The organism is Pseudomonas sp. Leaf434 (assembly GCF_001425545.1).
Lineage (GTDB): Bacteria > Pseudomonadota > Gammaproteobacteria > Pseudomonadales > Pseudomonadaceae > Aquipseudomonas > Aquipseudomonas siliginis.
In genome coordinates, this window is the sequence record NZ_LMQZ01000010.1 from 126225 (window position 1) to 149739 (window position 23515).

Genomic DNA, 23515 nt, shown 5'->3' on the forward strand with positions numbered 1-23515 from the left:
CGCCCTTCCGCTGAAACGCTTCACTGCCTGCGACAATCTGAAGCGTTCGGCCTGCACCTGAAAACATCAAAAAAAGACTTCTTCATGCCTGACTTTTCCTTCTCCCGAGACAGCGCTATCTCTGCCCTGCGCACCCTTGGCGGCTGCACCGCCCTCGGCCTTGCCACTTGCGCCCACGCGGCGCCGGCCTTCGACAGTGAATCACCGTACATGCTTGGTGACTGGAACGGCACGCGCACGGAACTTGCGGAAAAAGGCTACGACTTCAAACTCGATTACACCGGCGAAATGGGCAGCAACCTGCACGGCGGCTATGACCACGACCGCACTGCCCGCTACAGCGACCAGTTCGGCCTCGGCACCCATCTGGATCTGCAGAAGATCCTCGGTTGGAACGACGCTGAATTTCAGCTGACCATCACCAAGCGCAGCGGCAACAACATCAGCAACGACCGCATCAACGACCCGCGCGTTGGCGGCTTCACTTCCGCCCAGGAAGTCTGGGGCCGTGGCCAGACCACGCGCCTGACGCAGATGTGGTATCAGCAGAAATTCTTCGATCAGAAACTCGACATCAAGGTCGGCCGTTTCGGCGAAGGCGAAGACTTCAACAGCTTCCCTTGCGACTTCCAGAACCTCGCGTTCTGCGGCTCGCAGGTCGGTAACTGGGTCGGCGGCATCTGGTACAACTGGCCGGTCAGCCAGTGGGCGCTGCGGGTCAAATATCACCTGACGCCCGAGCTGTATGCGCAGGTCGGCGCCTACGAGCAGAACCCGTCGAACCTCGATCGCGGCAACGGCTTCAAACTCAGCGGCAGCGGCACCCAGGGCGCGATCCTGCCGGTCGAACTGGTGTGGACGCCGAAGCTCAACGGCCTGCCGGGCGAATACCGCGCCGGTTATTACTACAGCAATGCCAAGGCCTCTGACGTCTATAAAGACCGCAATGACCAACCGGCAGCGCTGAGCGGCGAAGCCTATCGCAGTGCCTCGAGCAAGCACGGCGTATGGCTGGGCATTCAGCAGCAGGTCACCAGCATCGCCAGTGACCACTCCCGTGGTTTGAGCCTGTTCGCCAACGCGACGATGCATGACAAGAAAACCAACGCCATCGACAACTACGTGCAGGCCGGCCTGACCTACAAAGGCCCGTTCGACGCCCGCGCCAAGGACGACATCGGTTTCGCCCTCGCTCGTGTGCACGTCAACCCGGCCTATCGCAAGAACGCCGAGGCGAGCAACCGCGCCAACGCCGTCTACGACTACGACAATCCGGCGTTCCTGCCACCGCAGGACACCGAATACAGCGCCGAGCTGTATTACGGCGTGCACGTGACCAACTGGCTGACCGTGCGCCCGAACCTGCAATACATCCGCCATCCCGGTGGCGTGAACGACGTCGACGACGCCCTGATCGGCGGGATCAAGATCCAGTCGTCGTTCTAAAAAACGCCACAAGGCCCTGTGGGAGCTGGCTTGCCAGCGATAGCAATCTGTCTGGCGCTTTCAGTGTTGGATGTGCAATCGCCATCGCTGGCAAGCCAGCTCCCACAGGGATCCATGAAATTCGATAGCCGAACAAGTTTTTATCTGAACCATGCCTGCGCCAGATCGTCATCTAAAGTGACTACAGCGCGGGACTACATAAACGTCACGGAGAATCACACTATGAGCACCGAAAGTGCTTCGAGTCGGGGCCGTCTGCTACCGGGCCTGCTCGGCATCCTGCTTCTACTGATGGGCCTGGCCATGCTGGCCGGGGGAGTCAAGCTGAGCATGCTCGGCGGCTCGCTTTACTATCTGCTGGCCGGTATCGGCATCGCGCTGAGCGGCATTCTGCTGCTGATGCGCCGCCGCGCGGCACTGGGCCTGTACGCCATCGTGCTGTTTGCCAGCACGGTATGGGCATTGTGGGAAGTCGGTCTGGACTGGTGGCAACTGGTGCCGCGTCTGGCGCTGTGGTTTGTCCTCGGTTTCGTGATGCTGCTGCCGTGGTTCCGTCGTCCGCTGCTACTCAACGGCTCGGCGAAAATCGGCACTGGCGGCCTGACCGTCGCTGTGATCCTGGCCGGCGTTACCGCTCTGGCCAGCCTCTTCACCCACCCGGGCGAAACCTTCGGTGAACTGGGCCGCGACAGCGCCGACATGACCAGCACCGCACCGGCCATGCCGGATGGCGACTGGCAAGCGTACGGTCGCACCGAGTTCGGTGACCGCTACTCGCCGCTCAAGCAGATCACCCCGGAAAACGTCGGCAAGCTGCAAGAAGCCTGGCGCATCCAGACCGGCGACCTGCCAACTGCGGATGACCCGGTCGAGCTGACCAACGAAAACACCCCGCTCAAAGCCAACGGCATGGTCTACGCCTGCACCGCGCACAGCAAAGTGCTGGCACTGGACCCGGACACCGGCAAGGAAATCTGGCGCTTCGATCCACAGATCAAGAGCCCGGTCGGCTTCAAGGGCTTCGCCCACATGACCTGCCGTGGCGTGTCGTACTACGACGAAGCCGCCTATGCCAAGTCTGAAAATGCCGGTTCCGCTGTCATCTCTGAAGCCGGCCAGGCCGTTGCTCAGGCCTGCCCGCGTCGCCTGTACCTGCCAACTGCTGATGCCCGCCTGATCGCACTGAACGCCGACACCGGCAAGATCTGCGAAGGCTTCGGCACCAACGGCGTGGTCGACCTGACCCAAGGCATCGGCCCGTTCACCGCCGGCGGCTACTACTCCACCTCGCCAGCAGCGATTACCCGTGATCTGGTGATCATGGGCGGTCACGTTACCGACAACGAATCGACCAACGAGCCATCGGGCGTGATCCGCGCCTTCGACGTGCGCGATGGGCACCTGGTGTGGAACTGGGACAGCGACAAGCCGGACGCCACCGAGCCATTGGCCCCGGGCGAAACCTACAGCCGCAACTCGGCGAACATGTGGTCGCTGGCCAGCGTCGATGAAAAACTCGGCATGGTATACCTGCCACTGGGCAACCAGACCCCTGACCAATGGGGCGGCAACCGCACCCCGGGCGCCGAGAAATTCAGCGCCGGCCTCGTCGCGTTGGACCTGGCTACCGGTAAAGTGCGCTGGAACTACCAGTTCACCCACCACGACCTGTGGGACATGGACGTGGGCAGCCAGCCAACCCTGCTCGACATGAAAACCGCTGACGGCGTGAAACCTGCGCTGATCGCTCCGACCAAACAGGGCAGCCTGTACGTCCTCGACCGTCGTGACGGCACGCCGATCATTCCGATCAAGGAAATCCCGGTTCCGCAGGGCGCCGTGAAAGGCGACCACACCGCACCGACCCAGGCCCGTTCGGACCTCAACCTGCTGGCCCCGGAACTGACCGAAAAAGCCATGTGGGGCGCCAGCCCGTTCGACCAAATGCTGTGCCGCATCCAGTTCAAGGAACTGCGTTACGAAGGTCAGTACACCCCGCCATCGGAACAGGGCAGCCTGATCTATCCGGGTAACGTCGGCGTGTTCAACTGGGGCGGCGTCTCGGTCGACCCGGTTCGCCAACTGCTGTTCACCAGCCCGAACTACATGGCCTTCGTCTCGAAAATGGTGCCACGCGAGCAAGTCGAAGCCGGCAGCAAGCGCGAGAGCGAAACTTCGGGCGTGCAGCCAAACACTGGCGCGCCATACGCGGTGATCATGCACCCGTTCATGTCGCCACTGGGCGTACCGTGCCAGGCCCCGGCCTGGGGCTACGTCGCCGGTATCGACCTGACCACCGGCAAAGTCGTGTGGAAACGCAAGAACGGCACCAGCCGCGACAGCTCGCCAATCCCGATCGGCTTCACCCTCGGCGTACCGAGCATGGGCGGTTCGATGGTCACCGCCGGCGGCGTCGGCTTCCTCAGCGGCACCCTTGACCAGTACCTGCGTGCTTATGACGTGAATACCGGTAAAGAACTGTGGAAATCGCGCCTGCCTGCAGGCGGCCAAGCGACTCCGATGACCTACACCGGCAAGGACGGCAAGCAATACGTGCTGCTCGTTGTTGGCGGTCACGGCTCGCTGGGCACCAAGATGGGTGACTACATCATTGCGTACAAACTGCCGGAATAAGCGGTAGCGGCGGTAAAAAAGAAGGCGCCACCCTGTGAGGGGTGGCGCCTTTTTGCATGGAGGCGTGCCCAACATGCTCCATTCGCACCAAGGTGTATGGCATCAATGAAGTCTGTCCACTTCGCCTTGGGCAATTCGGTGCTTTCAAGAAAAAATCAAAAGATCGCAACCTTCGAACGCTTGTCGTCAGCGTGACCCGACAGAATCAAAAGGCTTTTCCTCCATTTGCCATCCGTTGCAATCGATCGATGATCAGTTGCTCGGCATGCTTGCGGGTTTCCAGCAACAAACTCTTATCCGTTTCGCTGTAGATCACCTGGAAACGCAAACCCGGCGTGTCGGAAGAATATTCGCGAATGATGAAATCCCTGTATTTCGTATCGGTATGACTCATGGTTCGATTCCTTGACGTTGGTAAATTCTCGAACACCTCTCTGGCGTTCGAGATTGAACTGCAATCTTCGGACGATTGAGTCAGTTGTCTACTGTCAGAAATTACAGGGGCTCAAGGCCAGTTCGAAATAAGCCGAACGGAACCCATCAAAACTCCATTTAATAGTAAAAGCTAACCAACACTCGCGTTTTTCGCTAGTTATGCACAGACATTGTTAGATTCCACTAGGCATCCGTGCCGACCTGAAGGATCTTGCCACCGGCCCAACGGCCGCCAAGGTTAACAAGGTCAAAAACTTTGCAAACCTGAACACACACGCAGAAACACACCCGCCCCATTGAAACCACCCCACCCCTGCCCCATCTAAGACCCCATACCCCATTGCGCAGGTGCCCCATGACCGACCAGCAAGATCGCCCGGACAACCACGACGATTACGAAAACGACCACATCGAACACACCTCCTCCGGCACCGGCCTGGCGCTGCCCGGGCAAAACCTGCCGGACAAGGTCTACATCATCCCGATCCACAACCGTCCGTTCTTCCCGGCCCAGGTCCTGCCGGTCATTGTCAACGAAGAACCGTGGGCCGAAACCCTCGAACTGGTCAGCAAATCCGAACACCACTCCCTGGCCCTGTTCTTCATGGACACGCCCCAGGAAGACCCGCGCCACTTCGACACCGGCGCCCTCCCCGAATACGGCACGCTGGTCAAGGTGCACCACGCCAGCCGCGAAAACGGCAAACTGCAATTCGTCGCCCAGGGCCTGAGCCGCGTGCGCATCAAGACCTGGCTCAAGCACCATCGCCCGCCGTACCTGGTCGAAGTCGAATACCCGCACCAGCCCACCGAGCCGACCGACGAGGTCAAGGCCTATGGCATGGCGCTGATCAATGCGATCAAGGAATTGTTGCCGCTCAACCCGCTGTACAGCGAAGAGCTGAAGAACTACCTCAACCGCTTCAGCCCCAACGACCCGTCGCCGCTGACCGACTTCGCCGCCGCCCTGACCTCCGCCACCGGCCCCGAGCTGCAAGAAGTGCTCGACTGCGTGCCGATGCTCAAGCGCATGGAAAAAGTCCTGCCGATGCTGCGCAAGGAAGTCGAAGTCGCGCGCCTGCAGAAAGAAATTTCCGCCGAAGTCAACCGCAAGATCGGCGAGCATCAGCGTGAGTTCTTCCTCAAGGAGCAACTCAAGGTCATCCAGCAGGAACTCGGCCTGACCAAGGACGACCGCAGCGCCGACCTCGAACAGTTCCAGCAGCGCCTCGAAGGCAAAACCCTGCCGGCGCAAGTGCAGAAGCGCCTCGAGGAAGAAACCCACAAACTGTCGATCCTCGAAACCGGCTCGCCGGAATACGCCGTCACGCGCAATTATCTGGACTGGGCAACATCGGTGCCATGGGGCGTGTACGGCGAGGACAAACTCGACCTCAAGCACGCACGCAAAATCCTCGACAAGCACCATGCGGGTCTGGACGACATCAAGGATCGCATCCTCGAATTCCTCGCCGTTGGAGCTTACAAAGGCGAGATCAGCGGCTCGATCGTGTTGCTGGTCGGCCCACCGGGCGTGGGTAAGACCAGCGTCGGCAAATCCATCGCCGAATCCCTCGGGCGGCCGTTCTACCGCTTCAGCGTCGGCGGCATGCGCGACGAAGCCGAAATCAAGGGCCACCGCCGCACCTACATCGGCGCCCAACCGGGCAAACTGGTGCAGGCGTTGAAAGACGTCGAAGTGATGAACCCGGTGATCATGCTCGACGAGATCGACAAGATGGGCCAGAGCTATCAGGGCGACCCGGCCTCGGCGCTGCTGGAGACCCTCGATCCTGAGCAGAACGTTGAATTCCTCGACCACTACCTCGACCTGCGTATGGATCTGTCGAAAGTGCTGTTCGTCTGCACCGCCAACACCCTCGATTCGATCCCCGGCCCGTTGCTGGACCGGATGGAAGTGATTCGCCTGTCCGGCTACATCACCGAAGAAAAAGTCGCCATCGCCAAGCGTCACCTGTGGCCGAAACTGCTGGAAAAGGCTGGAGTATCAAAAGGCAGCCTGAGCATCAGCGACACCGCGCTCAAAGCCCTGATCGACGGCTATGCCCGTGAAGCCGGCGTGCGGCAGCTGGAAAAGCAGATGGGCAAACTGGTGCGCAAAGCGGTGATGAAGCTGATCGACGATCCGAAAGCGGTGATCAAACTCGGCCCGAAAGATCTTGAAGCCTCGCTGGGCCATCCGGTGTTCCGCAACGAACAAGTGCTGTCCGGCACCGGGGTGATTACCGGTCTGGCCTGGACCAGCATGGGCGGTGCGACATTGCCGATCGAAGCCACGCGGATTCATACGCTTAACCGGGGCTTCAAGCTCACCGGGCAATTGGGCGATGTGATGAAGGAATCGGCGGAGATCGCCTACAGCTACGTCAGCTCGCACCTCAAGCAATTTGGTGGTGATGCGAAGTTCTTCGACGAAGCCTTCGTCCACCTGCATGTACCGGAAGGCGCAACGCCGAAGGACGGTCCGAGCGCTGGCGTGACCATGGCCAGCGCCCTGCTCTCGCTCGCACGCAATCAACCGCCAAAAAAAGGCGTGGCGATGACCGGCGAACTGACCCTGACCGGGCATGTACTGCCGATCGGCGGCGTTCGCGAAAAGGTCATCGCAGCGCGCCGGCAGAAGATTTTCGAATTGATTCTGCCGGAGCCGAACCGGGGTAATTTCGACGAGTTGCCGGATTATCTGAAGGAAGGGATAACCGTGCACTTTGCCAAGCGGTTTGCGGACGTGGCGAAGGTGCTCTTCTGACAATCATGTAGTGCCTGATGTACCGCTATCGCTGGCAAGCCAGCTCCCACAATGTTCAATGTGCCCACAAATCTTGTGGTCAACCGAGAAACCTGTGGGAGCTGGCTTGCCAGCGATGGCTTCAGTGCTGCCAACACGGAACTCCCTGACCGTCACACTTTGTCCCATCTTCAGTTATGCTCGCCGTTCGTCGTAACCGCCGGAGCTGCTGACCTTATGTCCCCCATTCGCCTGTTTCTCCCCCTCGCCCTTTCCTTGCTGGCGGCCTGCGCCACGCAACCGAAACACAACGTGACCGTGGAAAAACAAAGCGAATGTCCCGTGCGGCTCAACGTCGGGCAAAACCTGATCATCAGCCTGCCAAGCAACCCGACCACCGGCTACCGCTGGGCGATTCAGGATTCAGCTGGCGGCGTGTTGCGCGCCCTCAGCCCCGAGGTTTACAGCAATCCGGAAGATGCCGGCGTGGTTGGCGCAGCGGGGGTTTCGACCTGGCGCTTCCAGGCCTTCGCAGCAGGCACCGGGCGTTTGCGCCTGACCTCGCAACAACCGTGGGCACCGGAAGTGCTGCCTGTTGAGACCTTCGACTGCGCCATTTCGGTGAACTGACTGCGGGAAACGGCGCTGGCTTCTTCGCGAGCAGGCTCGCTCCCACAGGACACCGCGATCCCCCTGTGGGAGCGAGCCTGCTCGCGAAAGCCATATCCCGGACGGCGAGAATTACACCCGGTTCGGTGCTTTATCAGACAACCCAAGCATCCCCGCGCCACTTTGGCTAAAATGCCGGCCTTTTCCACCGACACCGCCGGACGCCGCCGTGAGCAAAGAACCCGATCGCCTATTCGCCCAGCCTTTGGCCCAGGTGCCTGACTTCGCCTTCAATGAAGACGTGGTGCGGGTGTTCCCGGACATGATCAAGCGCTCGGTGCCGGGTTACCCGACCATCGTCGAAAACCTCGGCGTGCTCGCGGCGCAGTTCGCCCAGCCGAACAGCGTGCTCTACGACCTCGGCTCGTCGCTCGGCGCAGTGACTCAAGCCCTGCGCCGCCATGTGCGCACCGACGGTTGCCGGGTTATTGCTGTGGATAACTCGGCGGCGATGGTCGAGCGTTGCCGCGAGTATCTCAATGGTCAGGATTCGATGTTTCAGGAACTGCTGCCGGTCGAGGTAATTGAGGGCGATATCCTCGCGCTGCAATTTGAGCCCGCCTCCGTAGTCGCGCTGAACTTCACCCTGCAATTCATCGCCCCGGATAAGCGCACTGAATTGCTCTCGCGCATCCGTCAGTCACTGTTGCCCGGCGGCGCGCTGATTCTCTCGGAAAAGCTGCGCTTCAACGATGCCGAAGAACACGCCCTGCTCACCGAACTGCACGTAGCGTTCAAACGCGCCAACGGCTACAGCGAACTGGAAATCGCCCAGAAGCGCAGCGCCATCGAAAACGTCATGAAGCCCGACAGCCTCGAAGAACACCGCGAACGCCTGCTGGCCGCCGGGTTCTCGAAAGTCGTGCCGTGGTTCCAGTGTCTTAACTTTGCCTCGTTGATTGCCTTGCCATGATTGATCTGTCCCCCCTCGCCCGGCGTCTGGCCGGTACTCCGCTGGCCGAATGGGCCAACACGCTGCAAGCGCAACTCGACAAGAAAATGGACAAAGGCCACGGCGATCTGGAGCGCTGGCAAAGTGCGCTGGACGCCTTGCCGAAGATCCAGCCAAGCGAAGTCGACCTGCTCAACGGCCTGAAACTCGACACCGATTGCGACGACGACACTCGCGCGCAGATGCGCACCGCGCTGATGGGTCTGTCGCCGTGGCGCAAAGGGCCGTTCGATCTGTTCGGTGTGCATGTGGACACCGAATGGCGTTCGGACTGGAAGTGGTCGCGGGTCTCCCCGCACCTCGACCTGAAGGGCAAACGCATCCTTGATGTCGGTTGCGGCAACGGCTACTACATGTGGCGCATGCTCGGCGCCGGCGCCGACAGCGTCATCGGTGTCGACCCGAACTGGTTGTTCTTCTGCCAGTTCCAGGCGGTGCAGCGTTACTTGTCCGAGCCGAATGCCTGGCACCTGCCGTTCCCGTTTGAAGACCTGCCGCCGAATCTGGAAGGCTTCGACACGGTGTTTTCCATGGGCGTGTTCTACCACCGTCGCTCGCCGATCGAGCATTTGCTGGCGCTGAAGGATTGCCTGGTCAAGGGCGGCGAACTGGTGCTGGAAACCCTCGTGGTCGAAGGCGACAAGCATCAGGTGCTGGTGCCGGAAGATCGCTACGCGCAGATGCGCAACGTGTGGTTTCTGCCGTCGGTGCCGGCGCTGGAATTGTGGCTGCGGCGCGCCGGGTTCACCGATATTCGTTGTGTGGATGTCAGTACCACGACGGTGGAAGAACAACGCGGGACCGAGTGGATGAAGTATCAGTCGCTGAGTGATTTTCTGGATCCCGAGGACCACAGCAAAACCATTGAAGGGCTGCCGGCGCCGATGCGGGCAGTTATCGTCGCCAGGAAGTAAGCGTATTTTCCCATGACCGCGGTGGGCCTCCCCCTCACCCCAGCCCTCTCCCCAGGGAGAGGGAGCTGATTGTTGAGCTTTTCAAAACTTGAGTCCGACTCGGTATTTCAGGTCGGCGGACTTGGTCCATTCAACTCGGTCGGTCCCCTCTCCCTCTGGGAGAGGGTTAGGGTGAGGGGTTTTTAGTGCGTCTGGCGCGGAAAAACTCGGTCAGCACCGCACCACATTCTTCAGCCAACACCCCGCCCTCATACAACACCCGGTGATTCAAAAAGCCCTGGGTAAAAAACTGTCCCTGACTCTGCACAATCCCGGCCTTGGGTTCCAGCGCGCCGTACACCACCCGCGCCACCCGCGAATGCACGATCAGCCCGGCGCACATGCTGCAAGGCTCCAGCGTCACATACAGCGTGCTGCCCGGCAGGCGATAGTTATCCACTGCCTGCGCGGCGGCGCGGATCGCGACCATTTCGGCGTGGGCACTCGGGTCGCTGGTGCTGATCGGGCAATTGAAGCCGCGACCGATGATCACGCCATCCTGCACCAGCACCGCGCCCACCGGCACCTCACCGAGGGCGGCGCCCTGCGCGGCGAGGGTCAAGGCTTCGCGCATGAAGTCGCGGTCGCGGCTGCGGTCGATGATCGCCGCCGGGCGGATCTGGCGCATCACTTCACCTCGATCGCGGCCATCAGGCCGGTTTCCATGTGGTCGATGACATGGCAGTGGAACATCCACACCCCCGGGTTATCCGCCACCAGCGCCACTTGCGCACGCTCGTTCTTGCCCAGCAGATAGGTGTCGGTGAAATACGGCACGACTTTGTGCCGGTTCGACGCGATCACCTTGAAGCTCATGCCGTGCAGGTGGATCGGGTGCTGGTACTGGGTCATGTTCTTCAATTCGAAAATATAGCTCTGGCCCAGTTTCAGGCTGGCAATGGGTCGGTCAGCACAGGTCTTGTCGGTGATGTCCCAGGCCTTGCCGTTGATCTGCCACAGGCTCGGCGGCTTGCCGTTTTCGGTGTTCACCGAGACCGAGCCGACCCATTCGAAATTGAAGTTGAGTTTCTCGGCATTGGCCAGATCCGGCTCGGCCACCGGGTTGGCCGGCAGGGCTTTCGGCCAGTCCGTCGGCGCGTCGGTGTTGGCGACCGAACGTAGCGTGCCAAGGCGCACCGGGCCGTTGCGCAGCGACAACTCTTCACCGGCCGCCGGCGCCTTGATCGCCAGGCAAATGCGCATGCCGGGGCCGAGCCAGTATTCCTTGCCCAACGGGCGGGGCTCGACCGGGTTGCCATCCAGCGCGTAGATCTTCGCTTCGACATCGGGGATGTTGATGCGATAGGTCAGGGTGTTGTCGAGGTTGAGCAAACGCACCCGGGTGATCTGCCCGGCCGGCAGATCAATCACCGGCAGCGGCACACCATTGATCGTCGACAAGCGCCCGGCGGTACCGCCACGGGCCGCTTCGCGGGGGATGCTGAACTCGACGAACTGGCCTTGCTCGTCGACATGCCAGTTCTTCAGGCTCAGGGTTTTCTCGTACTTGAAACCGGTCGGCTCGCGTTCCTCGATGATCAGCGGCCCGACCAGACCACGTCCGAGTTCTTCGCTGCTGCTGACATGCGGGTGATACCAATAGCTGCCAGCGTCCGGCACACGGAATTTGTAGTCGAAGTATTCGCCCGGCAGCACCGGCAGTTGCGACACGTAAGGCACGCCGTCCATTTCCAGCGGCAGGCGGATACCGTGCCAGTGAATGGTAGTCGCCACCGGCAAGTGATTGATGAAACGCACCCGCAGCCATTCACCCTGACGCACACGCAACTCGGTGCCCGGCGCCGACGGGCCGAACGCCCAGGCTTCGGTCTTGTGGCCCGGCACCAGCTCGACATCGAGCGGCGCGGCAATCAGTTCATAGTCGTGGCCGGCCTCGGCGTCGGCCATCTTGCCCAGCCAGTAACGCGACGCGCCTCCCGCGCCCACGCCAACGACAACAAGACCGGCCAGGCCACCGAGGATTTGGCGACGGGTAAAGGACATGAACTCAACTACCTCACGTATCAGCGACAGACCCCGAGGGATCCGCAAAAGGCGAATACGATACACCCGCAGTTGAGAAACAGTAAGGGCGACCTGCGGCCGCACGTCTTGTCGGCCTTATACGCGCAGCCCGGTAATCAGGTGCAGCACGCCGCCCTCAAGCGGCATGACGCCCGCCACACCGGCCAGACTCAACGCCTGACGGTCGACACAGGCCGCGTCGTGCAGCGCCACGCGCACCCGAGTCAGCGCCACCGGGTGCTGCGACTTGAGGTTATCCACACCGCCCAGCGCCGCAACAATCTCGGCGCTCAGGCCGGCAATCGGTTCGGCGACGGCTTTCACCTCATCCGGGACTAGATCCGGCGTCAGCGCTTTCCAGAATGCCTGCTGCAATTTGTCGAACATGTTCAATTCTCCATAACCGGCGAGGCATCGACTTTCGCCCCATGAAACTGCTGCAAGGCTGCGCGCACGTCGGCGGCGCTTTCCAGGTTCGAAACCTGTTCGGCGATGATTCGACAGTCGGCCAGATCCACTTCGCGGACCGCCGACTTGATCGCCGGAATCAACGGCACGCTCACCGACAGCTCATCCACACCCAGCCCCAGCAGCAACGGCACCGCAAGGCGTTCAGACGCCATGGCGCCGCAGACGCCGACCCATTTGCCGTGGGCATGCGCAGCCTTCACCGTCATGGCAATCAGGCGCAGTACCGAGGGATGAAAGCTGTCCGCCTGACTGGCCAGACGCGGATGATCGCGGTCCATGGCCAGGGTGTATTGGGTGAGGTCGTTGGTGCCGATGGAGAAAAAATCCACGTGCGGCGCCAGCACATCGGCCATCAGCGCAGCGGCAGGCACTTCGATCATGATTCCCAGCTTTGGCAGGTGCGCCAGGCCCAGCACCCGCGCTTCTTGCTCGAGAATCTGCCGCGCCAGACGCAGTTCGGCCAAATTCGTGACCATCGGCAACATGATGTGCAAACGCGTCAGCTCACAGCAGGCGAGGATTGCGCGGAACTGCTCGCGCAACAGTTGCGGTCGCTCAAGGCACAGACGAATGCCGCGCAAACCAAGGAAGGGATTGGTTTCGCTGTCCATCGGCACGTAGGCCAGCGGCTTGTCGCCACCGACATCGAGGGTGCGCACCACCAGATTGTGTGCCTGCCCGATGGTGCGCGCGATGGCGCTATAAGTGGCCACCTGTTCGTCATGGCTCGGCGCCTGCTGACGGCCCAGGTAGAGAAATTCCGAACGCAACAGCCCCACGCCATTCGCGCCCAGCTCCATGGCCTGGGCGGTTTCTTCCTGCGAGGCAACGTTGGCGGTGACTTCGATGTGCTGACCGTCACGGGTACAGGCCGCCTCGCTGGCCTGCGCCAGTTCCTGCTGATGACGCTGGCGCTGGCGCTCATGCCGCGTGCGCAATTGATCAATGGACTCGGCGTCCGGGTGCAACTGCAATTCGCCTTTATCGGCATCGAGCAGCACCCGCGTGCCGTTGCCGAGCCCGAGCATTTGCGCCGGCATGCCGCAGATCGCCGGTAAACCGCAGGCTCGCGCGAGGATCGCGACATGGCTGGTGGCGCCACCGCCGACGGTGGCAAACCCGAGCACTTTGCGCGTATCGAGCCCGGCGGTCTGGGATGGGGTCAACTGATCGGCGATCAGAATGGTGTCGTCCGGCAACTCCAGCATCTGCTCGTTAACACCGAGGATCAGCTTCAGCACGCGCTGGCCGACATCATCCAGATCCGCCGCGCGCTCGGCCAGCAAGGCATTGCCCAGCGAGCGAAACATCGCCGCCGTTGCGTCGGTGCTGGTCTTCCAGGCAAACGCCGCGCTGTTGCCCGCGTCGATCAGCGCCCTGGCCTGATCCAGCAGGCTCGGGTCGGCCAGCAGTTCCTGATGCGCCTTGAAGATCTCCGCCTGCGCTAGGCCGCTGGCGGTGTCGCGTAGATGCTGCAGGGCCATGTCGGCTTCGATCAGGGCTTGGCTCAACGCCTCCAGTTCAACTGGCGGCTCGGCGCCGAACTCGTTGACCATGAGCGACGCTTCGACAATCTGCATGACTTGCCCCAACGCCGAACCGGGCGAGGCGCAGACACCGCGCAGGATGTTCGGCATTTCTGCTGCATCGACTTCGACCGGCGCGGGCGCTGTGACCGCTTCGCCGCAGCCTTCGCTCAGCAAGCGTGTCAGCGCATCGACTGCGGCTACGGCATCTTCACCTTCGGCGCTGACCTGCACACTGTCGCCATGAGCCGTCTGCAACGCCATGATCGCCACCAGGGATTTGCCGTTGGCTTGCGCGTGCAGCTTGTGCAGATGGATGGTCGCTGAAAATGCTTTGGCCGCTTGGGCGAATACTGCCGCCGGCCGCGCGTGCAGGCCATTGGGATTGGGCAGATGGATCGGCTGCGAGAACACCGCGTCGCCCGGCACCGGCGCAGGATGTTCGCCGGCGGCTGCGCCAACCACGACGTCAAGCACTGGCTGGCCCACCTCGACCAACCCGGTTGAGCCAACGAGTGAATCGAACGGCTCGCCGCTGACCACCAGCATCAAGGTCAACAAACTGCGCGCGTGCAGGGCAATGTAGTCAGCATCGAAGTCGATCAGCGCCTGCCCCGCTTCGACCCGCTGCCCCGCGTCAACGCGGCGGGTGAATCCTTCGCCGGCGAGATTCACCGTGTCCAGGCCGATATGCATCAACACCTGAACACCCGCATCACTGGTGATGGTGAGCGCATGCCCGCTGGCCTGCACGTCGCTGACCACACCTGCAAGCGGTGCGCAGAGCGTTGACGAAGTCGGGTCGATGCACAAACCGTCGCCGATGATCCGCCCGGCAAACACCGGGTCGGGCACCTGGTCCAGCGCCATCAGCACGCCGGATAAAGGAGCCAGCAGCTGCAATTGTTGGGGTGTGGCCATGACATCACCTGAGCGTGTATTGATTGAATGAGCGGTCGCAGCCGCTTTGCTTATTTCCACCAGTATTCAACCTGCAGCCCGACATTGGCCCCGTGCCGTGCGTTGCCGAACGCGCCGGTGTCGGACAGCGCCGAACCTTTGGCCAACAGGTTGGCGGCACGCTTGGCTGCCTGGTTCCAGCTGGCATAGGTGTAATACAGACGCACCTCGGGCCGCGCCCAGAATTCCGGGCCTTTCGGTGACCAGGTCGGTGCAAAGGTGAACTTGCTCAGCTTGCGCGTGCCGTCCGCCGCCTCGACCTGATCGTGACCCAGTTCGGTCACCAGTTTGAACTGCTCGCTCAGTGCATAGGCCGGACGCACACCGAGTGACAGCCAGTTCTGATCGGCGCCGCCCTGACGAATATCTTTCTGATACACCGCCTGGAATTGTCCGCCAAAACGTGGCGTCAGTTGCCAGTCGAAGAACTCGACGATCCGATAACTCTTGTTGCGGTCATCGAGCCTGACGTTACCGGTATAGCCCAATCCGGTGCCAGGCCCTTCACCGTATTGCAGCGCCAGTTTGTTCTTGCCGCCGAGGAAGTCCTGCTGCACGTGCTGAGTGGTAATCGCCCAGCCACGGTGGGCGTCGCGGCTGTCGGGCTTGTCGATGTAGCTGAGGCCGAACTCCAGTTCTCCGCCGCGGTTGCTGTTGAAACCGCCGACGTTGAAGTCGTGGCGGTTGATGTAATCCTTTTGGTAAAGGTTGTCCTTGCGCGAAAAGGCGTAGCTGTATTTCAGGCCACCGAGCAACACGTCTTCAATGCCTGCACCGGTGGCGCTCTGGTTCCAGTAATAGAAATCGGAAATATGGATGTCGTTACGTTTGTAGTAGCGCCGACCGGCCCACAGCGAGCCGCCGTTGAGCGCGGGCATCGCCGACCATTGCGCGTAAGCCTGAGGCAAACGAATCGAGCCGTTGTCTTCCTTGAACGTCAGGCTGCGGTCGTAACGGTTGTACAGCGATGCCATGCCGTCGACGCTCAGCACCGAGCCGTCTTCGAGGGTGTACAGATCCTGGCGCAGCTCGAGCTCACCGTACTGCTCGCACTCGTTACCGAGGCGATATTTGGTCTGCGCGCCGGGCAACTGGAAACACGACTGGCTGCTGCTGTTGACCGAGGTTCCGACACCGCTGCGCAGATAGCCGCCGAACTCCAGCGCCTGTGATGACGTGGGCATTGCCAGACAAATCCCCGCGACTGCCAGGCTGTAATTTATGGTTGCTCTCATATATGCCACCCGTTGTTTTTATTGTGTGGTTGCAGGAATTCAGCGCGCACAAATCCCCCGCGCAGCGTTCTGCGTGTTTTTTTCAAAGGTTGTTATTCAGTTAAAAAATCAGGGGTCGGTCAGGTGCAGCACGAAGGATTCGTAAGGTCGCAACTGCAGCAAACTCGTGCGTTGCGGGCAGTCCGGGTAGTTGCTGATCAGCAGGCGCTGCTCTTGGGCTTCGTCGATCAGCGCCGGTAGCTCGACCTCACAGGCAGTGCCATAGAAGTTGTTCACCACTAACAAGCGTTCTCCCGTCCCCTCGCGCAGGTACGCCCAGACCTGTGGATGCTCCGGCAACAACTGCCGATAGATGCCATCGGAGATCAACGCTTCAGTGCGGCGTAAAGCGATCAGGCGCCGATAGTGATGCAGCACCGATTCCGGGTCGTGCAGTTGATGCGCGACGTTGATCTGTGCGGCATTGGCCGGCACACCGATCCATGGTTCGCTGCGAGTGAAGCCGGCGTTGTGCCCGGCGTGCCAGTGCATCGGCGTGCGCCCGTTATCGCGGGACTTCTGCATGATCGCCGCCATGTTGTCGAGGTCGCTTGCCCCGGCTTCACGCTTGAGGCGAAAGATATTCAGGGTCTCGACGTCACGGTATTGCTCGATGCTCTCGAACCCCGGATTGGTCATGCCCAGTTCTTCGCCCTGATAGACGAAAGGCGTGCCCTGCAGAAAGTGCAGCGCGGTACCAAGCATCTTCGCCGACAGCTCGCGGTATTCGCCGTCATTGCCGAACCGCGAGACCACGCGTGGCTGATCGTGGTTACACCAGAACAGCGCATTCCAGCCGCCACCCGCCTGCATGCCGGTCTGCCAGTCGGAGAGAATCTGCTTGAGCTGGAGGAAATCGAAATCGGCGCGCACCCACTTCTGCAGATTCGGGTAATCGACCTTCAGGTGATGAAAGTTGAAGGTCATCGACAGTTCTTTCGACTGCGGGTTGGAGTAACGAATGCAATGTTCGAGGCGGGTCGAAGACATTTCTCCGACATTGATCAGCTCATGCCCTTCGAAGACTTCGCGGTGCATCTGCTGCAAGTAGGTGTGCACGTTCGGCCCGTCGGTGTAGAAGCGCCGACCATCGCTGTCGTCCTCGGGGAAGTCCGCCGGTTTCGAGATCAGGTTGATCACGTCCAGACGAAAACCACCCACACCCTTGTCGCGCCAGAAGCGCATCATCTTGAACACTTCGTCGCGGACCTTGGGGTTGTCCCAATTGAGATCCGCCTGGGTGTGGTCGAACAGGTGCAGATAATACTGGCCGGTCTGCGCTTCGTACTCCCAGGCCGAACCGCCGAACTTGGATTCCCAGTTGTTCGGCTGGTCGCGCCAGATATAGAAGTCGCGGTAAGGGTTGTCGAGGCTGCTGCGCGCCTGCTGGAACCACACATGCTCGATCGAGGTGTGGTTGACCACGATGTCGAGCATCAACTTGATTCCGCGTTTGCCCGCTTCGGCGATCAGCAGTTCACAGTCGGCCATGCTGCCGTAGCTCGGATCGACCGCGTAGTAGTCGCTGATGTCGTAGCCGTTATCGCGCTGCGGCGAGCGCAGGAACGGCGTGATCCACAGGTAATCGACCCCCAGCCATTGCAGGTAATCGAGCTTGGCGACGATGCCGAGCAGATCGCCGGTGGCGTTGCCCGCATGGCTGTGAAAGCTCTTCGGGTAGATCTGGTAGATCACCGACCGTTGCCAGTCTTGCATGGCGCGACTCCTTTATTGATTTCAGGCAACCCGGTAACCCGGACGGACGATCTTCATGCTCAGCACGCAGGTCAGGGCAAACGGCACGAGCATGGCGATCAGCATCCCGATGACGAACATCGGGATGAACTGCGGAACGATCGAGATGAAACCGGGCAGGCCACCGACGCCGATGGCCGAGGCCTGGATCTTGTTCAGCGAGAGGAACATGCAGCCCAGCGCCGAACCGGCCAGCGCGGCGTAAAACGGAAACTTGTAGCGCAGGTTGACACCGAACATCGCCGGCTCGGTGATGCCGAAATACGCAGAAATCGCCGAGGTCGAGGCCATGCTCTTGTCCCGCGCATTGCGCGTCATCCAGAACACCGCCAGGGCCGCACTGCCCTGCGCCAGATTGGACATGACGATCATCGGCCAGATGAAGGTGCCGCCCTGGCTCGAGATCAATTGCAGATCCACGGCGAGGAACATGTGGTGCATGCCGGTGATTACCAGCGGCGCATACAGCAAACCGAAAATCAGACCTCCCACCAACGGCGCCAGATCGAACAGCATCACCAGCCCTTCGGTGATGTAGATGCCGATATGCCGGGTCACCGGGCCGATGATCGCCAGCGCCAGCACGCCAGTGACAACGATGGTGGTGATCGGCACCACAAGTAATTGCACGGCGTTGGGCACTCGCGCGCGCAGCCATTTTTCGATGACGCTCATCACGTACGCCGCCAGCAGGATCGGCAGGATCTGCCCCTGGTAGCCGACCTTTTCCACCTGGAACAGGCCGAGGATGTCGAAGTACGGCAGTTGCTGCCCGTCCAGCCCGGCCACGGCCTTGCCGTAATTCCAGGCGTTGAGCAGGTCCGGGTGTACCAGCATCAGACCGAGGACAATGCCGAGAATTTCGCTGCCGCCGAAACGCTTGGCCGCCGACCAGCCGACCAGCGCCGGCAGGAACACGAACGAGGTGTTGGCCATCAGATTGATCAGGCTCCACAACCCGTCGAGGTTGGGATAGGCATCCAGCAGGGTCTGGCCCTCGATGAACATGCCCTTGGCACCGAGCAGGTTGTTGATGCCCATCAACAGGCCGGCAATGATCAGCGCCGGCAGGATCGGCATGAACACATCGGAAAACACCCGCACCAGCCGCTGCATGGCGTTTATCTTCTCGGCGCTTTTCTGTTTAACGTCGGCGATGGTCGATGCCGCCAGGCCCGTCTGCTGGCGCAGTTCGGCATAAACCTTTTCAACATCACCCGGGCCGATGACCACTTGATACAAGCCGCCGGTGAAGAACGAACCCTTGACCAGATCGACGCCATTGAGCGCGGCCACATTCACCAGCGCGGGGTTCTTCAGCGCCAGGCGCAAACGCGTCACGCAATGCGCCGCCTGCTCGATGTTGTCGCGGCCACCGAGGCTTTCCAGCAGCTCCTTGGCGATGTTCGGGTAGTCATGGCTCATGCTTGTTCTTCCGTCGTGGATTGTTGTTATTGGCAGCACGCCGAGAGGAAAAATACTCGTCTGTACGAGTTAATGCAACAACTCGTCTGTACGAGTTTGCGTCCGTGGATGAACGTCAGAAAAATGCGGATTCTTCCTACTCCGACCTAAGATGTTTTCCTTCGTCCGCATGGACAAACCCCTACCCTGCCCTTAAGGTTCGGGGTTTTGAGCACCGTCGGCACAGAGTCCAGCCATGAGCAAATACAACCAGATCTACAGCGATTTGCTTGCCAGCATCACCACGCAGCGCCTGGAGCGCGGCGCCCGGCTGCCTTCCGAAACCGAGCTGATGGACACCTATCAGGCCAGCCGTGGCACGGTACGCAAGGCCATCGACCAGTTGCAGGAGCGCGGTTTCGCTCAGAAGATTCACGGCAAAGGCGCGTTCGTGCTGTCGACCAACCCGATCGAATTCCAGCTCGGCGGCATCGTCAGTTTCCAGGAGACCCACCCGCGACTGGGCAACGACGTCAGCACCGAAGTGGTCGAGATGTGTCAGGTGCCGCTGGAAGGTGCGCTGCTCGAACACATCAATGCCGAGCCCGGCAGCCCGATCACCCGGATCAAACGGGTGCGGCGCATCGACGGCAAACGCGTCATCCTCGACATCAACCACTTCGTCAGCGAGGTGATTCCCGACCTGTCTGCAGACATCGCCGAACATTCGATCTACGCCCACATCGAACAGACCCTGCAACTGCAGATCGCCTACGCCCAGCGCACCATCGAAGCCGTGCCGTGCAGCAAGGACGACCACCACCATCTGGACCTCGACGGCCAGAGCCATGTCATCGTGGTCAGCAACCAGACCTTCCTGCAGGACGGCCGCCAGTTCGAGTACACCGAATCGCGGCATACGCTGGACAAGTTCTATTTTTCCGATGTGGCGCGGCGCTGAGGCATATCTTTCGATACGCAACACGCAATAGCCAAGTAACACCCTCCCCTTGAGCGCATGGGCCATCTTCTGCCTTTGTGTCTCAAGGATGAACACCCGAATGACCACTGCCGAACGTCGTCTGCTGCCAAACGCAGCGGACAAAACCGCCCTCAAAGCCATCGCCACTACCATTGTGCAGAACTGCCCAAGCCTGCTGGATGAGGCCCGGCTAGTCGCGATCGAACTGCTGACCGCCAAGGGCCTATCTGGCCTTGATCCCGACCAGGTTTATTTCCATCGTTTCAAAACGGCGCAAAGCAGCACGCTGACCTTTACCGGTTGGGAGCACTTGCTGGAAAAGCCTTATGAAACGCTCACCCTCACGCAACTGGTCGTCCATCGATTTCGCGCCACCGACCAAGACAACGCAGATTTGCTGGGCCTTTACTGCGGCTTCTACTCGGATGGCCCGGGCGCGGAGAATTTCAATCAGAGCAACGAAGTGCGACTGCTTGGCAGCGATGTGCTGAAGGCATTCTGGGCCGTTGATTTCAGCACGCGTTACAGCGGTCAATTGACCAAATTCTGGCAAACCTCGTCGGACGATTTCCGCACCCTGGCCAAGTGCAATTTTCTCAGTCAGGCGGTGCAGGCACTGCAACAGGGGAACGTTGACGGCAATGATTTTCAACGCATCGTCACCTCGCTGATCGGCCCCGTAAGCTGGCCGGTAACCCTGCAAATGCTCCGATCGACGTACCCGGTCGGCGCGCAAGTGCGCACGCTGGATCTGGACGGTCACGTCGCCACCAACGTGCTGCGTCTGGTCGAAGACAGTGGCCGGCAGACCCTTTACCTGCCGGGACAGGCCCAGGCCTTTCGGCTGATGGACACTGCCGCGGATCTGCACTGGTGGCTGCTTGAGCAGATGAATTCAGAGCAGAAACGCTCTTTGTTTCTGAAGCACTTCTCGCTGGCTGACAGCAATCACATCACCGAGAACCTCACTGATCTGATGAATCGCCTGGTGAGCACCTGGGGCCACAGCGATCATCGAATGATCAACCGCAGCAACGTTGCGATCAGCGGTGACGCCTTCACGTGGTTAAGCGAGTCGACCCGCACGGGCATGGTTGCCGAGGCGCATCTGGTGCTCACGTCCAACAGTGACCTGCGCAAGAAACTCTGGACCGGCTATCTGAGCGCCGGGCTGAAAGTGTTCGGCCCGATGGCGGCCGTGGGCTGGCCTGCAGCTTTTCCCTTGATCGGCGCCGGCGTCGCGAACATGGGGCTGAACATCGATCAGGCGATCAACGGCATTACGGCGACCGAGCGTAGAGCCGGGGTTATCGGTGCGGTGCTCAGCGCTATCGAAACCGTATTCAATGTGCCGTTCCTGATCGGCACCGGCGCGCAACTGGAAGTCGGGCCACAGGTCGAGTATGCCGAGGCTGAAGAGATGCGCGGGCTGATCGAACTTACTTCGGCTGACTCACGGTTATTGCCGCCTCTGGATCCCCCGCCCGTCACGTCGTCCAATGAAACTGCCAGCGAGTTGGCAAACGAAATCCCCGGCGAAACGGCATTCGTCGATGTCACTGAGCCATTGATTACGCCTGCTCCGCGGCAAGGTTCGACTTTTGCGCAAGTACCGGCCAGCTATCGATGCAACGAGTTACTTGCGCAACACGCTGTAGAGGCGACGCCGGGGAAATACGAAGGCATCTACCGCCTCGACAAAGAACCGGGTCATGCCATCGAAATGGATGGCGCCGCCTATTACGTGCGCTACTTCGCCGACTCGCAGGACAGTGGCAACTGGGCAATCATCAATCCCGAGCGCCCCAATCAGTTCGCTTATTCGTTGCCGGTCCGCCTGGGAAGCGCCGGCAAGTGGGAGCGCATGCCAGCGCTGCGGCTGCGCGGAGGCGGTCAATGCGTGGGCAAGGCATGTTTGCCGGAGACTGATGTGAGCTCAACCGAGGCAACACCGTCGGTGGACCTGCCACGCGTCGAACCGCTTCCAGGCGTTCCGTGTCCGCTACGCCCGGTTACGAAGCTCAAGGGTATCTCAGAGACGGAAATACCCGGAATGAGAAGATGGGCAATGAACTTGCCCAACGCCTCCGCCGAGACCACAAGCGCCGGGCGCCGCTATCTGCTGGCGACCGACCGCTACGTGGCCCATTTCGGAGAACAACGCACGGCTCTGCTGAACGACGCCGAAGCATTCTATCGGGAGTTGAAATGGATCAACCTGCCCCAGCGCCCGGTCATTCCGCCCGTCAGTCCGCAGATGGAGATCAATGAGTTGATTGATCTCATCTTTGCCAGTACCGATGGACTGGCCGTCGGTGAAACCCTCGATCGCATCGCCAGCACGCGTTTCATGATCGAGAACATGCCCAAGTTCGCGCGGCATATCAAAACGCTCTACGTGCGTGGGTTGCTGAGTGATTTCGCCCAGGATGACCTCAACCATTTCTACCTGTCGGGAGACATGTCAGAGGACCTCAGTACCTATTTGTCCAGCCTGGGTACCGACCCTGAGAACCGGTTCAACATGCTCGAATTGATCCGGGCTGCCCAAGCCAATGGCGTCCGGGTTCATGGACTGGATGCAGCAGAAACCTGCACGCTGAAAGTCCCGCTCACGTCGATCGAAGAGCAGATGATCAAGGCGCGCCTCGCAACGCAGATCATGGAGCGTGACAAGCTCCTCAACAGACCCGGCAAGTGGGTGGCTCTGGTCGATGCCACGAATACCAATATCTTCAGAGATCTGGCAGGCATAAGCGAACTCCGGGGCGGCATCGGTTTGCGCATCGAAGAAGTCTGGCCCGACGAGGTGGCCGACCTCAGGATCGACCCGGGAGTGGAAGTCGCTCGCGGCCCGTTTTACAACGGGGCGACGACAAACAGCGCCTTCGATCCTCTGTTCGCTGACCTGCGATTGCAGGTCAAGGCCCCCGTGCCGCCATGGAATGATGCAACGCTGGAAAAGCTTCTGCCTCGCAATGGCATGTTCGTGATACGGAAAACAGAACCAAGCACATACACACTCGTGCGGCGCAACAGCGCCAGCAACATCGTGCAAACAAGGGTGCATTGCACCGCAGATGGCCGGTTTTATATCTGGGACCAGTCGATGCGTCGCATCACCGGCATGGTCTTCCGCGACATCGCCGCAGTAGCCGAGCGCCTGATCGAGCTCGGCATGACCCTGCAAAGTCGTTTACCCGCCTGACCTGTTTTCAGGGCCCTGAAACGAAAAAACCCTTGGCTTCACGCCAAGGGTTTTTCGTTATTCGAACCGCAG

Annotated in this window: 16 protein-coding genes; 8 read left to right on the plus strand and 8 right to left on the minus strand. The window is 60.6% G+C overall.

The window, feature by feature from the left end; translation table 11 throughout:
• Positions 1-84: 84 nt before the first annotated feature.
• Complete coding sequence (locus tag ASG55_RS21095) at positions 85-1446, plus strand: carbohydrate porin (RefSeq protein ID WP_056790107.1); 1362 nt, start codon at positions 85-87, stop codon at positions 1444-1446.
• 222 nt (positions 1447-1668) lie between these two features.
• Entirely contained in the window at positions 1669-4080 is a 2412-nt protein-coding gene (locus ASG55_RS21100; RefSeq protein WP_056790110.1) for a glucose/quinate/shikimate family membrane-bound PQQ-dependent dehydrogenase, read from the plus strand.
• A gap of 205 nt (positions 4081-4285) precedes the next feature.
• Here the strand turns inward: ASG55_RS21100 and ASG55_RS21105 are convergent, their stop codons facing one another.
• Positions 4286-4474, minus strand: coding sequence for a hypothetical protein (locus ASG55_RS21105; RefSeq protein WP_041479908.1), 189 nt, complete (start codon positions 4472-4474; stop codon positions 4286-4288).
• A 396-nt stretch (positions 4475-4870) separates the two neighbouring features.
• On the opposite strand from ASG55_RS21105, the gene lon reads away from it, so the two are divergent.
• The 4 genes from lon (at position 4871) to cmoB (ending at position 9799) form a co-directional block, all read left to right on the plus strand.
• Positions 4871-7285, plus strand: coding sequence for an endopeptidase La (gene lon / locus ASG55_RS21110; RefSeq protein WP_056790112.1), 2415 nt, complete (start codon positions 4871-4873; stop codon positions 7283-7285).
• A 216-nt stretch (positions 7286-7501) separates the two neighbouring features.
• A complete protein-coding gene (locus ASG55_RS21115) occupies positions 7502-7894 on the plus strand; it encodes a protease inhibitor I42 family protein (RefSeq protein ID WP_056790115.1) in 393 nt (130 codons plus the stop codon).
• A 208-nt stretch (positions 7895-8102) separates the two neighbouring features.
• The gene (gene cmoA, locus ASG55_RS21120) at positions 8103-8846 is read left to right on the plus strand and encodes a carboxy-S-adenosyl-L-methionine synthase CmoA (protein WP_056790118.1); all 744 of its coding nucleotides are present in this window, start codon (positions 8103-8105) and stop codon (positions 8844-8846) included.
• Complete coding sequence (gene cmoB, locus ASG55_RS21125; RefSeq protein WP_056790120.1) at positions 8843-9799, plus strand: tRNA 5-methoxyuridine(34)/uridine 5-oxyacetic acid(34) synthase CmoB; 957 nt, start codon at positions 8843-8845, stop codon at positions 9797-9799. The genes cmoA and cmoB overlap by 4 nt, the downstream gene beginning before the upstream one ends.
• A gap of 166 nt (positions 9800-9965) precedes the next feature.
• On the opposite strand, the gene tadA is transcribed toward cmoB, so the two are convergent.
• The 7 genes from tadA to treP all read right to left on the minus strand — a co-directional run bounded on the left by tadA (position 9966) and on the right by treP (position 19274).
• A complete protein-coding gene (gene tadA / locus ASG55_RS21130) occupies positions 9966-10466 on the minus strand; it encodes a tRNA adenosine(34) deaminase TadA (RefSeq protein WP_056790123.1) in 501 nt (166 codons plus the stop codon).
• Positions 10466-11842, minus strand: coding sequence for a multicopper oxidase family protein (locus tag ASG55_RS21135; RefSeq protein WP_056790126.1), 1377 nt, complete (start codon positions 11840-11842; stop codon positions 10466-10468). The genes tadA and ASG55_RS21135 overlap by 1 nt, the downstream gene beginning before the upstream one ends.
• A gap of 117 nt (positions 11843-11959) precedes the next feature.
• The gene (locus ASG55_RS21140; protein WP_056790130.1) at positions 11960-12250 is read right to left on the minus strand and encodes a PTS transporter subunit EIIB; all 291 of its coding nucleotides are present in this window, start codon (positions 12248-12250) and stop codon (positions 11960-11962) included.
• Between the two features lie 2 nt (positions 12251-12252).
• Positions 12253-14781 carry a phosphoenolpyruvate--protein phosphotransferase gene (ptsP, locus tag ASG55_RS21145; protein WP_056790131.1) on the minus strand — a complete coding sequence of 843 codons (2529 nt, stop codon included), beginning with the start codon at positions 14779-14781 and terminating at the stop codon, positions 12253-12255.
• A 50-nt stretch (positions 14782-14831) separates the two neighbouring features.
• Positions 14832-16055 (minus strand): maltoporin, encoded by a 1224-nt coding sequence (locus ASG55_RS21150; protein ID WP_056790134.1) that lies wholly within the window; start codon positions 16053-16055, stop codon positions 14832-14834.
• A gap of 108 nt (positions 16056-16163) precedes the next feature.
• On the minus strand, positions 16164-17810 hold the full coding sequence (treC, locus tag ASG55_RS21155) for an alpha,alpha-phosphotrehalase (RefSeq protein ID WP_056790136.1): 1647 nt from the start codon (positions 17808-17810) through the stop codon (positions 16164-16166).
• Positions 17811-17831: 21 nt separating this feature from the next.
• The gene (gene treP, locus ASG55_RS21160) at positions 17832-19274 is read right to left on the minus strand and encodes a PTS system trehalose-specific EIIBC component (protein ID WP_024014201.1); all 1443 of its coding nucleotides are present in this window, start codon (positions 19272-19274) and stop codon (positions 17832-17834) included.
• Between the two features lie 235 nt (positions 19275-19509).
• On the opposite strand from treP, the gene treR reads away from it, so the two are divergent.
• Positions 19510-20214, plus strand: coding sequence for a trehalose operon repressor (treR, locus tag ASG55_RS21165; RefSeq protein WP_056790138.1), 705 nt, complete (start codon positions 19510-19512; stop codon positions 20212-20214).
• Positions 20215-20314: 100 nt separating this feature from the next.
• The gene (locus ASG55_RS21170) at positions 20315-23443 is read left to right on the plus strand and encodes a membrane-targeted effector domain-containing toxin (protein ID WP_056790141.1); all 3129 of its coding nucleotides are present in this window, start codon (positions 20315-20317) and stop codon (positions 23441-23443) included.
• The last annotated feature ends 72 nt before the right edge of the window (positions 23444-23515 follow it).